This window comes from Thalassotalea marina (genome assembly GCF_014656435.1).
GTDB lineage: Bacteria > Pseudomonadota > Gammaproteobacteria > Enterobacterales > Alteromonadaceae > Thalassotalea_C > Thalassotalea_C marina.
On the sequence record NZ_BNCK01000018.1, the window covers coordinates 16,591 to 31,563 of the forward strand.

A 14,973-nucleotide genomic window follows, 5' to 3' on the forward strand; every position below is an offset into this window, starting at 1 on the left:
TAATTCCTTATTGTAAATCTTCTGGTAAAAACGCGTCTGGTAGTAAGTTAGCAACTTGCCACTGCTTAGTTTGACCAAGGTGATTAATCGAAGTAACTGTTGCAGAAGGTTTCATAAATTCAACAATCACTTGACGACAAGCGCCACAAGGAGGTGTTAGTTTTTCTTGCTCAGTATAAACAACCAAATGCGTAAAAGAAGTGTTACCTTCAACAACCGCTCCGGCAATACAATTTCGTTCAGCGCACACTGTTAGGCCATATGAAGCGTTTTCAACATTACAACCTTTAAATACTTGCCCATCTTCAGTAAGCAGTGCAGCACCGACGTGAAATTGGCTATAGACTGCATATGCATTATCGTATGCTTGTTTTGCAGCAAGTTTTAGTTTGTTATCTACTTGATCCATCTTATTACACTTCTTGACCATTTGGTTAACTTATTAACTAACTATATCAGTTAATCAAGCAAGAGCAAATCACTTAAATACCTAAAATTAGCAAAAAAAAAGCCCTGGATTAACAGGGCTTAGTGTGTAAGTTAGCTATGATTTAGAAATCATATTTAACGCCAACTCTAATTTCCCATAACGATTGTGTTAAGAAGGTTGTATCTTCTGCATTGTTCGGGAAGAACTCATTAAACGTGTAAGTACCGTTTTCATTGATCTCCGCTTGAACAACGTTTTGTGCAGTAAAGTTACCAACTTTCTTCACGCCCCAATCATCATTTAAGAAGTTGCCTAGGTTTTTCACTACTAAGTAAGCACGTGCTTTGTGATCTTGAGTAAAGCCAGGTAGTTGCTGGTCAATTCTAAAGTCTAAACGTGTATGCCAAGAAGCATTGTCTGCATTACGTTCAACAATTTGGCCACGCTTGAAGCCTTTGCTATCAACAAATGCATTAAACGCTTCTAGATCAAAATCGTCACCGTAAGTTACATTTGGATCGTCAGCTAGTGGCACATATAGCAAATGACGTCTGCTTTCAAACTCAGTTGCACCAACACTCAATTCATCGAAGGTATAAGACTTACCACGACCTTGAGTACGTGAACCAAATAATGAGAATGAAGTTCTATAACCTTCAAAGATCTCAGTCGTGTATCTTAGGTTCATCGTAAATCTGTGCGGCGTTTCATAGTTAGAAGTAGCCAACGCAGGATTTTGTGCGTCAATTGTTGCAAAGCCTGTAAAGTTAGAGAAAGACACAGCACTTGTCATAGGGCTTACATCTTCAGACTTGTTGTATGCATAACCAAATTGCATATCTAAACCAAAGTCATATTCTTTCTTCACACCAAATGAAATGGTTGTAGACTTACCGTCTTCATCCGCATTAGTTAATATTAAATCACTCTTACGGAAGCTACGTTTGATTGGGCGACCATCATCACGTTGACCCACAGTTACATAATCATAAACAGCGCGACCATCAAACAATTCTTCACGGCTAGCTGAATCCCAGTTTGCTGCTTGGATTAATGCACCATCCTTTTGACGAGAATGTAAAATATCAGCTTGGAAAATGTACTCATCATCTGTGATGTAAGTTAAACCAAGGTTGTACTTCCATTCCGTTGGAATATTGAAGTTTGGATCAACCGCATTAACAGAAGGTTCATTGCCCAACGAAGGATCATTATCAGCTACTTCTTGAATCATATCTGATAATGGGTCATAGATTGGACGACCTGAACCACTGATGCGATCTACTGGTGTTCCATCTGGATTTAACAGGTTAGTATCACCACGGTATGTATCAATGTTAGTTACACCGTCGTTTGAATATGAGTTAGATAACCAAACGTTCGGGTTACCACCTGAGTAAAGACCAAAACCACCACGAAGCTCTAGGTTTTCATTGATTGCGTAGTTAAAGCCAAAACGAGGTTGGAAAATACTTTCGCCATCAAATGTATGATCATTGCGGTAGCCGTATCTGTCGTGGAATACTTTGTTATAACGAGGCTTGTCGTCACTAGTATACCAGTCATAACGCACACCGAAGATAATCGTTAAATCAATATCATCAAAGATGTATTCGTCTTGTAAATAGGCGCTATGCGATTGATATTCGAAGTTTGCCGCTGCGTCATCTGGGTTGTTTGTACCAGCAGAGTTGTTGTAGTAAACGTCATCTGCAATACCTGCTTCAAAATCATCAATACCTGTTGAGTCACCTTGGATGTTTCTTCTAAAGTCACCACCAAAACGATACTCACCGATAGTGTGTTGCATGAACACGTTGAAGATTTCTAGGTTTTCATACTCATAACCACCAGTAATTTTATGGTTACCGTAGAAATAAGCACCGGCCAATTTAAGTGTTTGGCTTTCCCAGTTCATCTTGTTTGTTTGACGAGAATCATCAGGGCCTAAGAAAATTGTCGCACCATTGTGTGAAATTTGAACTTCACCAAAGCCGCTATCTGCGTCAATTGAATTTTGACGATTATGAAGCTTAGTATTACCAATTCTTAATTCAGTTGAGAAGTCGTCACTCCAATCTGAATATAAAGAACCAACAAATGAGTTAAGCTTTGCACCAACTTCATAGAAGTGGTTTGACAATGTTAACGTATTATTACGCTCGTCTGATTGGTCTAAACGGAAACCGTCGTTGTAGTTGTAAACAAACGAGGCACGGTGATCATCGTTGATGTTCCAATCTAGTTTAACAAGTACTTTTTCATCTTCAACTGGCATTGAAGCAGGCATGCCACCTGGATCGTAACCATAAACATCTTTAGAAATTTGAATAACGCGATCAACTTCCGCTTGAGAATAGGTTCCGTTAGTAAATGCGTCGTACTGGAAGATTTGTGCACCTTCTAGCTTATCGTATGCACCGTAGAAGAAAAGAGTATCTTTAATTAACGGGAAGCCTACATCAAAACCGTAACGCTCTTCAGTGTAGTCGCCAGTGTCAATGTCTTCGCCTTCGATTTTATCACCGCGCAAAGAATCACTTGAGTAATCATAAAACACACTGCCGTGAAGTTCGTTAGTACCAGACTTAGTTACCGCGTTGATGTTACAACCAGTAAAACCACCATAACGTACGTCAAACGGTGCAATTTCAACGGTAATTTGATCAAGTGAACTGAAAGAGAACGGCATACGTACAGTTGGGTAACCGTTAAAGTTCAAACCAAAACTATCGTTCATACGAACGCCGTCTACAGTTAAGCTACTATATCTTGGGTTACTACCACCACAAATAATCGCTTCTTCACCATCGCTTTCTTCAATATTGATGCGAGGGTCGATACGAACTAGATCTTTAATATCGCGATCAGCTGAGGCAGCAAATTCTAAGTCTTCTAAATCAAAGTTAGATGCTGGGCTTGTCGCGCCTAGCTCCGCTGCAGTAATTTGACTACCGACAACTTCAATTGTTTCTATCGACTGCTCTTCTAACATTAAATTAAGATCGAGTGGCTCACCTAGTTTAATGTAAACGTCAGTGATAACTCTGTCTTGAAACTTATTAGAATCGACAGTTAATGTGTATGGACCGCCTACCCTTAAACCTTGAGCGTTAAATAAACCTGCTTCATTTACTGTAACAGTTTTAACTGTGCCCGATGGAGTATGAAGGATAGTGATGCTTGTACCGGCTGCTGGGTTACCTGCAGGACCAGAAACTTGACCCTTGATAACAGAAGTCGTTGTATTTGCAAGTGCGGAAGTTGACATGCCTAGTGCAAAAACAATTGCACTAGTAACACGTGAGAGACGATGTTTGTTCATCAGTTACTTTCCCTTGGTGTATGTTTTTATATTTGGTGTTGTTAAGTTGCCATTTGGTTTGGTCAACTCAACAACGCTAAATTGTTTTTTATATTTTCGCTGCATTAAAGCAGACTTTTCTTACACTTTTATTACATTATTTGAATGTACAAAAAAATACAAGCTTCTTTAAAAAACACAAAACACTTAACCAGACACACAAAAAACGCTAATCGATTGTTTTTATTTAATTAAATAATGTAAAATCGTAAAACAAACTAAAAACACAAAATAAATTTAATTTAATAAATATTTATCAAAATCAAAAATCAGCAATTAACTTACCACTTGGTCAGTTAAAATTTTACAAGAAGAATTTTGACATCTTTTAAAGGCACAGGGTTAAAATAACAAACATAACCATTCAAACAGGTTAACCAGTCATCTTATCCAATACATTAGATTTATGTAACTTTTTAACAGTTGAAGCAATATTTCGAACGAAATACCGATAACATACAATTTTATTTAAATATTTTTGCTAAACTTTCATTATTTGGTCATAAATTTGCAAGAGAATATGCTTCTCTGATAGGGTTAGCACACTTTTTAGTGTAGACCATTTAGACAATAATAAAATTGAAGCTTGGTATGACGGACAACTCAAATAAAAAACAAGGCAAAATTCGCCAACAAAGCCAGGAAAAAATACTGGAAGCAGCGCAAGATGAATTCATTACTAATGGATATAAAGGCGCTACGGTACAATCTATAGCTGACAGTGCTGGCTTACCCAAAGCAAATGTATTGTATTACTTTAAAAATAAAGAAAATATTTACCATGCAGTGCTTGAGCAAACTTTAGATATGTGGGACGAAGGTATTGGAGATATTAAATACGAAGATGGTCCCAAAGTCGCAATAGAAAAGTTTGTCGCCGCGAAAGTTAATATGTCTTTTACAGCACCCAAAGCGTCAAAAATATATGCGATGGAAATTATTCAAGGCGCTCAGCATTTAAAAGAATTTGCTCGCACATATTTGCGTAAGTGGGTTCGTGAAAAAGCCAAAGTGTTTCAAAAATGGATTGACGAAGGCCGTATGGCCGATGTTGATCCTATCAGCTTAATTTTTCTAATTTGGTCAACTACACAACATTATGCCGACTTTGAAACGCAAATTTTGACAATTATGAACCGCGCAGACTACGAAGATGAAGACGCAGATCATGTTGCAAGCTTTTTAACACAGTTTATATTACGTGGCTTAAATATCGAGTAAACTTATGCGTAACTTAATCCCTTTAACAAGTGCAGTATTTTTCATGGCTAGCCAAAGCGCTTTAGCAACTGATCATATTCGTATCGCCACATTTAACGTTAGTATGGAAGCCAAAAACTATGTTCAAGGCAAAGATACTGAGTTAACAGGAAACGAACTGCAACAAGCGTTGAATAACCAAGAGCAACAAATTAAAAATATTGCTGAAATTATTCAACGTGTTAACCCTGATATTATATTGCTAAATGAGTTTGATAATTTAAACAACGGTAACAGCGCTGCATTAAAGCAATTTATTAAGCAATATCTTAATAAAGCACAACAAGGCCAAAACCCGATAGATTTCCCTTATTTTTATCAAGGTCCCGTCAACACGGGAGTTTTAATGCCTGTTGATATTAACGGTGATAACAAGATAACGCCCCCACAAGACACTTTTGGTTTCGGCTATTTTCCCGGTCATTATTCAATGGCGCTATTATCAAAATACCCTATTGATATTAAAAGTATTCGTACTTTCCAACAGTTTAAATGGCAAGATATGCCAAACGCGTTGAAGCCTAAGCTTCCTGATACGGGTGAAAGCTATTACAACGAAAATGTGTGGCAAGCAATGCGCCTGTCGTCAAAATCACATTGGGATATTCCTGTATCGATCAACGGTCAACGTATACATGTTTTAGCCAGCCACCCTACTCCACCAGTATTTGACGGTCCGGAAGATAGAAATGGCAGCCGTAATCACGATGAAATTCGTTTTTGGGTTGATTATATATCTCCTGAACAATCACACTATATTTATGACGACCAACACAATAAAGGTGGCTTAGATAGAAATAGTCGCTTTGTTGTTCTCGGTGATTTAAATGCTTCTGTGGATGATGGCGATGCTAATAAAGAAGGTATAGGTTTGTTGCTCAATCATCCAAACGTTCGCGACAGCAAACCTACTAGCAAAGGCGGAAAAACTCACTCTGCCGACAATGCCAATGGCGCCTCACACACCGCCTTTTGGCGAATGCGAGCAGATTATGTATTGCCATCTAAGTTTGGCCTGGAAGTGGTCAATTCAGGAGTCTTTTGGCCAGAATCAAGCGACAGCTTGTTTCGTTTAATCGACTCACGTGCTTCATCTTCAGATCATCGTCTTGTGTGGATCGATGTGAAATTAACAGACAAAAATAAATAGTTGGATTTTGTATGAAAAAATTATTAACGGCTATCGCAGTAACCTCATTAGTTGCCGGCTGTGTTGCTACATCTGAATCAGCCAATGTTAAACCTGAACCAAAAATCAAAAATGTCATCATGATCGTCTCCGACGGTATGGGACCAGCTTATACTTCAGGTTATCGATACTACGCAGACAATCCGGCAACGCCAGAGATTGAGTCCACCATATTTGACCAACATTTAGTTGGTATGGCCAGTACTTATCCTGCACGAGTTTCTGGTTATGTTACTGACTCTGCTGCGAGTGCTACTGCTTTAGCCTCAGGCATCAAATCTTATAATTCGGCGATTGGTGTTGACGAGCATAAACAGCCAGTTGAATCCGTATTACAGCGAGCTAAATCTAAAGGTATGCGCACTGGTGTTGTCGTTACCTCTCAAGTTAACCACGCAACACCTGCTTCATATATCACACATAACGAAAGCAGACGAAATTATAACGCCATCGCTGATAGCTATGTTGATAATGGTATCAATGTAGATGTGTTACTAGGCGGTGGATGGCAGTACTTTATTCGCGATGATAGAAACCTAGTTAATGAATTTAAGCAAGCGGGCTTTCATTATGTTGATAATTATCAAGCATTAAGCACCTCTCCTAGTGATAAGCCATTACTTGGTTTGTTTGCCGATGTTGGTTTGCCACCGGCATTAGATGATAGCAATTCAAATCGCTTACTCACGATGACCAAATCTGCGCTTAAGCATTTAGAAAATCCTGAAGGCTTTTTTATGCTGATTGAAGCTAGCCAAGTCGACTGGGCAGGCCATGGCAATGACATCAACAGTGCAATGGCGGAAATGGCTGATCTATCGTCTACAATGAAATTTTTAGCACAATACGTTAAGCAAAACCCTGATACTCAAGTTATTTTAACAGCTGACCATAGTACAGGTGGTTTGACTATTGCCGCAAATGGTGAATACAAATGGGAGCCTTCACTGATTCGCTCTATGACTGAATCAACAGCAAGCATTGCCAAATACTTTAGTGAAAACGAAATCACTCGTGAACGAGTTAAAGCAAAGTTTTCAGCGGCTGAAGTAAGCGATAAAGAGTTACAGCAATTAATTAGTGCTAAAGAAAAAGCAAAAAATGACTTAGCAGCTTACCAAGCACTTCCTGACGCTGAGCGTGCGAAAAAGCGCAAGCCTAATATGCAAAATACGATAAACCGCGCACTAAATAAGTTTATCGACGGTAAAACAAACACTGGCTGGACGACCAGTGGTCACACAGCAGATGATGTTCAAGTATTCGCAATTGGCCAGGCATCAGATAATTTTTCAGGTTTGATTGATAATACCGAAATTGCCAAAGGTATTTTCAAATTACTAGAAAAATAAAATAACAGTTTCCATAATATGCGAGCCACTAAGCTGAATCTAAGTGGCTTTTTTGTTTAATTTATCAAACAATATAAAATAGCAAACGACATCAAGTAAATCGTAAGCAGCTAGGGTACATTTTACGCAAATTTATCTAACACAAAATGCCAGTGAATTTTCATCAACAAAACTTAATCACGTTAACCCAGTATATTGATAGCAACTTAACACAACCTTTGACGCTATCTCAGTTGACAAAAATATCGGGGTTTTCTGCTTATCATTTACACCGAATTTTAAGTGCTCATCTGGGCTTACCTTTAAATCAATACATCCAAGTTAAACGTTTGGAAAAAGCAGCTTATCAATTAAGTTATAGAAAACACATGACGATTACCGACATCGCTTTTGACGCAGGATTTAGCTATGTTGAATCATTTAGTCGAGCATTTAAATCGTACTTTGGACATTCACCTAGGCAATATCGACAAACCAATACCAAGCAACCTGAGATAACTTTGCCACCAAGGAGAATAGCAATGCCAATTGAACAAGAAAAATTTACAGTCAGCATCATTAACTTACCCGATATACAAGTAGCAACATTACGTCATATTGGTGATCCGAATAACGTCATGACAACAGTCGGCAAATTTATCGAATGGCGTAGGCAATATCACACACCGCCATCAGTATCAGATACCTACAATTTGTTGTATGCAGATCCTGATGATGTAGAGCCACAAGACTACCAGTTTGATATTTGTGCCCAAACTGACCAACCGATAGAAAATCAAGATTACGGCGTATTTACACAAAAGATTGCTGGTGGACGCTATGCTATGCTCAAATTTACTGGGCCGGATAGCCAATTAAGCTATCCTTTGTCCTACCTTTATGGTACTTGGCTTGAGCAACAAGGCCATGAGCTTCGTGATGCACCTTGTGTTATTAAACGGATAAAAATGTTTCCAGATGTACCTCACCATTTGACGGAAATAGAGATTCTTTTACCTATAAATTAATAGACATAAAAAAACCGATAGCAAGCTATCGGTTTTTTCTTCTGAGGTTTCTTTAGAAACGATATGTCGCATTTACAAAGTATGAACGACCTAACAAGTCATAACCAGATGAGGTCACCATATTTGCGCGGTTAGAGCCTGCTGAAATATCAACCATTTCAGGTGCTTTATCGAATAAATTAGTAATACCAAAGGTAACACTAAAGTCTTGCGCAGCATAACTTAGTGACGTATCAACGTATATCGCTGCATCGGCGTCACATACAGGTACAGTTTCAATGCCACCTAAATCGTCATTTACTTGGAAGGTGTCACATCGTGCAGTATCAATTACATCATCAGATGCGTGGGTCGCTGAAAAGTAGTTTGCTTTTAGCATTAAATTCCAGTCGCCACTAACAAAGTTAAAGATTGAAACTAATCGATGTTCTGGTGTACCAAAATCTTCTAACAAGTCTTCAGCCTCTTCACCAGAAAATATGGTAATTTCACGCTCAGTTTGTAAGGTATATTGGTTAACCCATACCATTTGCACCGGCATATCAAATATTTCACCTAAATCAGTAGAAAAGTGCGTATTAACATCAACACCTTTTGATGTTTCTTCACCTATATTGATAAAAGATACATCAACTAAACTTGGGAAATTTAAACGCGCATCTGTTGAGTTACGTTTACGCTCAATACGCTCACAGAATGGGCTAGACAAACCTTGCGAGTCATAACAACGTTTCAACATAGTTGCAGCACTAATCGTTTGAATCGTGTCTTTTACTTCTAAACTCCAGTAGGTAATACCTAAATCAAACTCGAAATCTCCTTCAAAAGAAGGTGTCCACTTGAATGACGCAGTAATGTTATCTGAAGTTTCAGGCTTTAATCCTAGTGCATTACCCTCAGAAACCGTTGGAATTGTTGGCACACCACTTAAACCGATTAATGTAAAGTCAGCTCCTGTTGCCGTACAGTTATCTAAGATAGTTTGTGAACGATTTTCTTTGGATGGGTCATAAACACCGTCGGTAGTTAAAGAGCCTGGAACAGAACATGGATCAGCGCTACCACTTACCCCACCAAATTGGCTCGCAAGGAATTGTTCACGTAAGTTTGGTGCTCTAAATGACGTACCGTAAGAAGCGCTAAATAGTAGTGACTCTGTAGGTTTGTATGTTACACGAGCTCGTTTAGTAAGCTCACTACCAAAGTTTGATTCGTCTGTGTAACGCAGTGCTGCCTCTACTTCAAATAGGTTTGCCCAATCAGTATCAATCGCAATAGGCATTGAAATTTCACCAAAAACATCGGTTACATCACGATCACCTTGTGTCGCACCTTCTGTTAATGGGTTTTCTGCTGCTACCAGACCTGTAGCACCTAACATATCAGCTTCAGACTGAATTCTATCTCTGCGATATTCAAAACCAAATGCTGCCGTTGAAATACCACCATTTGAAAACTCAAATAAGTCACCTGTCATAAACGCAGATGCCATAATTTGCTCAACGGTAGTACTGTTCATTCGAGTACCAATTAAGAAATCTTTTTCGGCCTGTGTGGCAAACGTACCACCACCATATTTACCGCCAGTAAAAATAGAAGGAGCAAAGAAGTTAATAGGCACACATTCATTAGCAGTTATAAAACCAATACCAGAAGGTGCATTAACGCCACAGATAGCATTGCCATTAGCATCTAATCTTAATGTGCCGAGCGCCAACGCTAAGTTGCTTTCATTCATAATTGGCTGATCTTGTTTACCAACACCGCGGTCATATGATGCAAACATCTCATAAGTCCAGCCATTGTCTGACAACCACTCGCTGGTAAAATCACCACGTAAACCAGTTACAAAACGGAAATGGTTAAGTTCAACATCGCGCAACTGTGGTAAGTCTTCTAAAGTAATGATATTTGACACTTCTACCGCAAATGGACTGAGCGGGTTTTGTACCAAATGTGGTGAACCGTCATCATTAACCACTATATTTCCGTTAGCATCTTCATGAGGGATCATGCCAGGGATAGTTGGGAAAATTTGCTCGGTTGAAGCGCGTGATTGTAAATGACGGTGAAAGTAATAAGTTTCATAAAATATTTCTTCATCGCCGCCCCACCAATTTGGCATGTAAGAACCATTCATTGCCAAAGTAAAACGTGTTACAGGTTGAACTAAATCAGCCTCTAATCTGTCTTTGCCATCATGATGCAAATCACTATAAACTCGGCGACTTAACTGACCGTCACTGCCAATTGATATATTCGGATCTATTGGTACAGGTAGACCTCTGGCGAAGGTATAGTCTTGAATGCCTAAACTATCAATTTGTCCTGGATTGTAGAAAATAGCAAACTCTTCAGGGTGATCACTATAGTACCCACCTAATTCTAAAATAGAGTTATCCCAGAAACGGCTTGAACATACTGATACTCGTTCACCATCTTGAGTTTTCCATATTTTACGAACACAATCAGTTCTATCTTTTACCTGAACCTTTTCACGGTTGTAATAAGAGGCAGAAAATGTAAATTTCGCTCTTTCGCCCTCAAAGCCAGTAATAAAAGAAAACTCAGTTTCTTCACCACCACCGTCAGCGGTATCTGAAACACCACCAGAAATTTCAACACCATCAAAACTTTCTTTTAATATAACGTTAATAACGCCGGCTACCGCATCCGCACCATAAATTGAGGATGCACCTTCAGTGATTACTTCAACACGTTCTACCATATTGATCGGTAACAAACTTAAATCTGGTTGAGATGGCGCACCACGCACACCAGACGCACCTAATCGACGACCGTTAATCAAAATTAAGGTACGCTCTGCTCCTAAACCACGTAAACCAACGTTTGAAGAACCTACACCACCACTTGGAGGTGGCTCAGAGGCATTAGAGTTACCTGCGTTTGAGTTAAACGTTGAATCAAACTGTTGACCATTGGCCATTGAAGTATTTGCTAATAATTCACTAACAGTCCTCATACCGGCTTTCATTGCATCTTCACCTTTAATCACATGGATTGGTGCAGCATTAGAAAACTCCGCTTTTTTGATACGAGAACCCGTGACAGCAATACGTTCGACTTTTTCTTCTTCAGCATTTGCTTCTTCAGCAAATGCAGCGGTTGACATAAAAGACGCAGAAAGACTGGCAACTAAAGCAAACTTAACTGCTTTAGCAATTCGAGATGGTTGTAACATTTTAAAATTTCCTCTTCTATTTTTTATAGTTATCCTACCGTTCCTTTTGGCGCTCACCTGACAACTGCAATGTCTCCCTAAACATGCTATTCAGATGGCTGGTAGTTATTTATAAAGCCCAGTGCAACGGCTAACGATTTAGCAATATGTCGCTTGGATTGTGTTTCATTTAGTTATTTAATTAATCGTTGTTAATTTTAATTATTTGTAAAACTTAAAATTCCTGTGTTGCCTACTCTATTTTTAAAGTAGTAGAAGATTTTGAAAATAACCAAATGCAAACCATTAAATTTTTAAAAATTTTTTATATTTTTTTAATCAGGAGATGATTTTTAGTAAAGAAAATTTGACAGCCCACATATTTTTGCTATCGAAAAGTAAAGTTGACAGTTGTTTTTTAATTAGGCAATGATTGAATAAAAACAAGAGAACACCGCCATGACAAAGTTAATCCCTGTGCTATGCATCTTGCTCGTTAGTAAAGTGTCTGCACAAACAAACGTCGATTTACTCGTTGAAGCACTCGCAAAACCAACCCCCATTATTTCAGATTTACAACAACTTACTGACGAAGTAGGCGCCAGACTCACAGGCACTCAAGCTAATAATGATGCAGTAAAATGGGCGGTCTCTCGCTTTAAACAAGCCGGTGTTAGTGTCAACACTGAAGAATTTTTGATGCCCAGAGGTTGGCAAGAAATTAGTGCCAAAGCGACGGTTACTGGAGAAAGCTTAAAATATGATATCCCTATTGCAACCATGCCATTTACCAAAGCCACGTCAGAACAAGGTCTAAGTGGCGACTTAGTGTTTTTAGGATTTGGCACCAAGGAGGATTTTAGCAAACATCAAACATTGAAAAATAAATGGTTAGTTGTACAAACTGCTATTTTGGACGATAAAGCAGGTATTAATGGTCTATTCAAAGAATATGTTGATTTTGTTGGTATTGAAGATCGGGCTGAACAGGCTAAATCTGCAGGTATTATTTACATGTCATCACGCGACAAAAATTTACTATATCGCCATTTACCAAGTGATGGTGCCGATAACAAATTGCCGATTGTTGTCGTTGAGCGTGAAGAAGGCCTGAAACTAAAAAGGTTACTCGCCAAGGGAAAAGTGCTCAACTTTACCTCTTATCATGACATGGCCGATGAAGCTTCATACCCTGTGCAAAATGTAATCGCTGAGATTAAAGGCAGCGAACTTCCAGAACAAATCATATTAATTGGTGCGCATATTGACTCATTTGATTTAGGTACTGGTGCTTTGGATAACGGCTCTAACGTATGTTTAGTAATTGATCTTGCCAGACAGATCAAAAAACTCGGTATTAAGCCCAAACGAACCATTCGTTTTGCTTTGTATAACGGTGAGGAGCAAGGTATTTACGGCTCTTTAGCTTATACACGTCAGCATAAAGATGAATTAAATAACCACGTAATGACCGCAACTATTGACATTGGTACAGGTAAAATCAACGGTTTTTATACTAATGGCCGAACTGATTTTAATCACGCTATAAACAAAGCTCTTACCCCTGTCGAATCGCAAGGCCCATTTAGTTTAATTAACCACCCAGTTGTTGGTACAGATAACTATGATTTTATGATGAATGGCGTACCAAATATCGTCGCTAGTCAACAAGATGCCAATTATGCCTCTAACTACCATGCTGAATCAGACACTTTTGATAAGGTCGATCAAAAACAGTTAAAGCAAAATTCTGTGGTGATGGGAGCACTGATCCTTGGTTTAGCAGAGTTACCCGAAATAAACTGGCAAAAGCACACTTTTACTCAAGTTGAGCAAATGGTGAAAGATCACAATATTGAAGACTCTATGAAAACCTTTGGGCTGTATAAAAGTTGGAAAAATAAAACAAGGCCAATGAGACCTTAATTATCGGTTAACCTAGCTGGGTCATGGTAAATATTAAAGCTACTTTTTTTAACAAACCCTATCAAGGTGACATCAAATCGTTGCGCTGTTTTAACAGCAAGATCTGATGGCGCCCCAATAGTGATCAGTACCTCAATACCTGACATGACAATTTTTTGTAAGATATCAAAACTTGCTCGGCTCGACATGACTACAATTTGTTGTACTGATTGCATTTCTTTGTGCAAAAACCTGAATCCTAAGAGCTTGTCGAGCGCATTATGCCGTCCAATATCTTCAAAAACTTTTAATACAGTACCATTACGATCACATAGTGCAGCGCCATGTACTCCACCTGTTAATTTAAATAGATTTTGATGTTCGGTTAATTGACCAGCAAGAGCAAATACCTTTTCAGGTTTTAACCAATGTAAATTTATAGCCACCGCAGGCGGATTATTTAGTTCAAGCGCTTTAATGGAAGTACTGCCACATAAACCGCAGCTAGCACTGGCACTATGTGCCTTGTTATCTGCAACAAGTCGAGCCAAACATTCTTGTTTGAGTGTCACTTCCCAAGTGTTTGTATTACCTTGATCATTTGTTTCACTCGAAATGGCCTTTATATCATCTTCAGAGCGTATAATGCCTTGAGACAATAAATAACCTATAAACAAATATTTATCTTCTCCAGGGGTTCGCAACGTAATCCAATAAACCTGCCCAAACAGACTCTCCCCTGTTGAGGCATATACATTGATAATAAGAGCAATAGGCTGCTCAACGATTAGCTCGTCTCTTAGTTTTGTTAGCGTGCCATTTTGATAGCAGACTTTATTAAACTGTCGTGTACTTTCAGTTGCCATATTTGCTCTTAAATATCGTCTTTTGTTAAAAAATTTTTCAAAAGCGCTTATTTTCTCTAAATTTATTCTATACTTCGGACATTAACAACCTCTTTGCAAGGAAGCAATCCATGGCTAAGGCGCCTATTTCGCTTATTCGAACTTGGGTATTTTTGTCTCAAGCAACCGACCCTAAATTAACCAGAGCAAAAGCCGATGCAATCGCTCGTCTTGTTCGTCAATTTGGCTCAGTAGAAATGGCGAAAATTTATTTAGAACAAGCAAAGGACGAAAAAATTGAAGTAGTACTTGTGTAGATTCCCCCGGGCATGCCCGGGGTACTTACTGTTACAACTCCATTCGGAGTTGATCTGAATCCTTACGACCTTGATACTCAACGTAGTTCCGTATTACTGCTTCGTCTACACCTACGCTACTTA

10 protein-coding genes are annotated in these 14,973 nt (G+C 38.8%); 6 read left to right on the forward strand and 4 right to left on the reverse strand.

Translation table 11 applies throughout. From position 1 onward, the window contains the following. Window positions 1–7: 7 nt before the first annotated feature. Together IE199_RS21690 and IE199_RS21695 are read right to left on the reverse strand one after the other, a co-directional pair. Complete coding sequence (locus IE199_RS21690; protein ID WP_189775007.1) at window positions 8–409, reverse strand: cytidine deaminase; 402 nt, start codon at window positions 407–409, stop codon at window positions 8–10. Window positions 410–551: 142 nt separating this feature from the next. Next, window positions 552–3,755 carry a TonB-dependent receptor gene (locus tag IE199_RS21695; protein WP_229854912.1) on the reverse strand — a complete coding sequence of 1,068 codons (3,204 nt, stop codon included), beginning with the start codon at window positions 3,753–3,755 and terminating at the stop codon, window positions 552–554. A gap of 630 nt (window positions 3,756–4,385) precedes the next feature. Between IE199_RS21695 and IE199_RS21700 the strand changes: the two genes are divergently transcribed. The 4 genes from IE199_RS21700 to IE199_RS21715 all read left to right on the forward strand — a co-directional run bounded on the left by IE199_RS21700 (window position 4,386) and on the right by IE199_RS21715 (window position 8,602). Next, the gene (locus tag IE199_RS21700; protein ID WP_189775008.1) at window positions 4,386–5,015 is read left to right on the forward strand and encodes a TetR/AcrR family transcriptional regulator; all 630 of its coding nucleotides are present in this window, start codon (window positions 4,386–4,388) and stop codon (window positions 5,013–5,015) included. 4 nt (window positions 5,016–5,019) lie between these two features. Further along, window positions 5,020–6,204 carry an endonuclease/exonuclease/phosphatase family protein gene (locus IE199_RS21705; protein ID WP_189775009.1) on the forward strand — a complete coding sequence of 395 codons (1,185 nt, stop codon included), beginning with the start codon at window positions 5,020–5,022 and terminating at the stop codon, window positions 6,202–6,204. 11 nt (window positions 6,205–6,215) lie between these two features. Further along, the gene (locus IE199_RS21710) at window positions 6,216–7,595 is read left to right on the forward strand and encodes an alkaline phosphatase (RefSeq protein WP_189775010.1); all 1,380 of its coding nucleotides are present in this window, start codon (window positions 6,216–6,218) and stop codon (window positions 7,593–7,595) included. A 146-nt stretch (window positions 7,596–7,741) separates the two neighbouring features. Further along, window positions 7,742–8,602, forward strand: coding sequence for an AraC family transcriptional regulator (locus IE199_RS21715; protein WP_189775011.1), 861 nt, complete (start codon window positions 7,742–7,744; stop codon window positions 8,600–8,602). A 52-nt stretch (window positions 8,603–8,654) separates the two neighbouring features. Here the strand turns inward: IE199_RS21715 and IE199_RS21720 are convergent, their stop codons facing one another. Then, entirely contained in the window at window positions 8,655–11,804 is a 3,150-nt protein-coding gene (locus IE199_RS21720) for a TonB-dependent receptor domain-containing protein (protein ID WP_189775012.1), read from the reverse strand. A 438-nt stretch (window positions 11,805–12,242) separates the two neighbouring features. On the opposite strand from IE199_RS21720, the gene IE199_RS21725 reads away from it, so the two are divergent. Next, window positions 12,243–13,709, forward strand: a complete 1,467-nt coding sequence (locus IE199_RS21725; protein WP_189775013.1) for a M28 family peptidase — start codon at window positions 12,243–12,245, stop codon at window positions 13,707–13,709. Here the strand turns inward: IE199_RS21725 and fdhD are convergent. Then, a complete protein-coding gene (gene fdhD, locus IE199_RS21730) occupies window positions 13,706–14,554 on the reverse strand; it encodes a formate dehydrogenase accessory sulfurtransferase FdhD (protein ID WP_189775015.1) in 849 nt (282 codons plus the stop codon). The genes IE199_RS21725 and fdhD overlap by 4 nt on opposite strands. 110 nt (window positions 14,555–14,664) lie before the next feature. Here fdhD and IE199_RS21735 point away from each other — a divergent pair, with 110 nt between their 5' ends. Beyond that, a complete protein-coding gene (locus IE199_RS21735; RefSeq protein ID WP_189775018.1) occupies window positions 14,665–14,850 on the forward strand; it encodes a hypothetical protein in 186 nt (61 codons plus the stop codon). Window positions 14,851–14,973 lie beyond the last annotated feature (123 nt).

What these genes read in the sequence shown, in the direction of transcription:
- IE199_RS21690 (WP_189775007.1), bottom strand. Translation starts at nt 409, where the DNA reads ATGGATCAAGTAGATAACAAACTAAAACTTGCTGCAAAACAAGCATAC.
- IE199_RS21695 (WP_229854912.1), bottom strand. Translation starts at nt 3,755, where the DNA reads ATGAACAAACATCGTCTCTCACGTGTTACTAGTGCAATTGTTTTTGCA.
- IE199_RS21700 (WP_189775008.1), top strand. Translation starts at nt 4,386, where the DNA reads ATGACGGACAACTCAAATAAAAAACAAGGCAAAATTCGCCAACAAAGC.
- IE199_RS21705 (WP_189775009.1), top strand. Translation starts at nt 5,020, where the DNA reads ATGCGTAACTTAATCCCTTTAACAAGTGCAGTATTTTTCATGGCTAGC.
- IE199_RS21710 (WP_189775010.1), top strand. Translation starts at nt 6,216, where the DNA reads ATGAAAAAATTATTAACGGCTATCGCAGTAACCTCATTAGTTGCCGGC.
- IE199_RS21715 (WP_189775011.1), top strand. Translation starts at nt 7,742, where the DNA reads ATGCCAGTGAATTTTCATCAACAAAACTTAATCACGTTAACCCAGTAT.
- IE199_RS21720 (WP_189775012.1), bottom strand. Translation starts at nt 11,804, where the DNA reads ATGTTACAACCATCTCGAATTGCTAAAGCAGTTAAGTTTGCTTTAGTT.
- IE199_RS21725 (WP_189775013.1), top strand. Translation starts at nt 12,243, where the DNA reads ATGACAAAGTTAATCCCTGTGCTATGCATCTTGCTCGTTAGTAAAGTG.
- fdhD (WP_189775015.1), bottom strand. Translation starts at nt 14,554, where the DNA reads ATGGCAACTGAAAGTACACGACAGTTTAATAAAGTCTGCTATCAAAAT.
- IE199_RS21735 (WP_189775018.1), top strand. Translation starts at nt 14,665, where the DNA reads ATGGCTAAGGCGCCTATTTCGCTTATTCGAACTTGGGTATTTTTGTCT.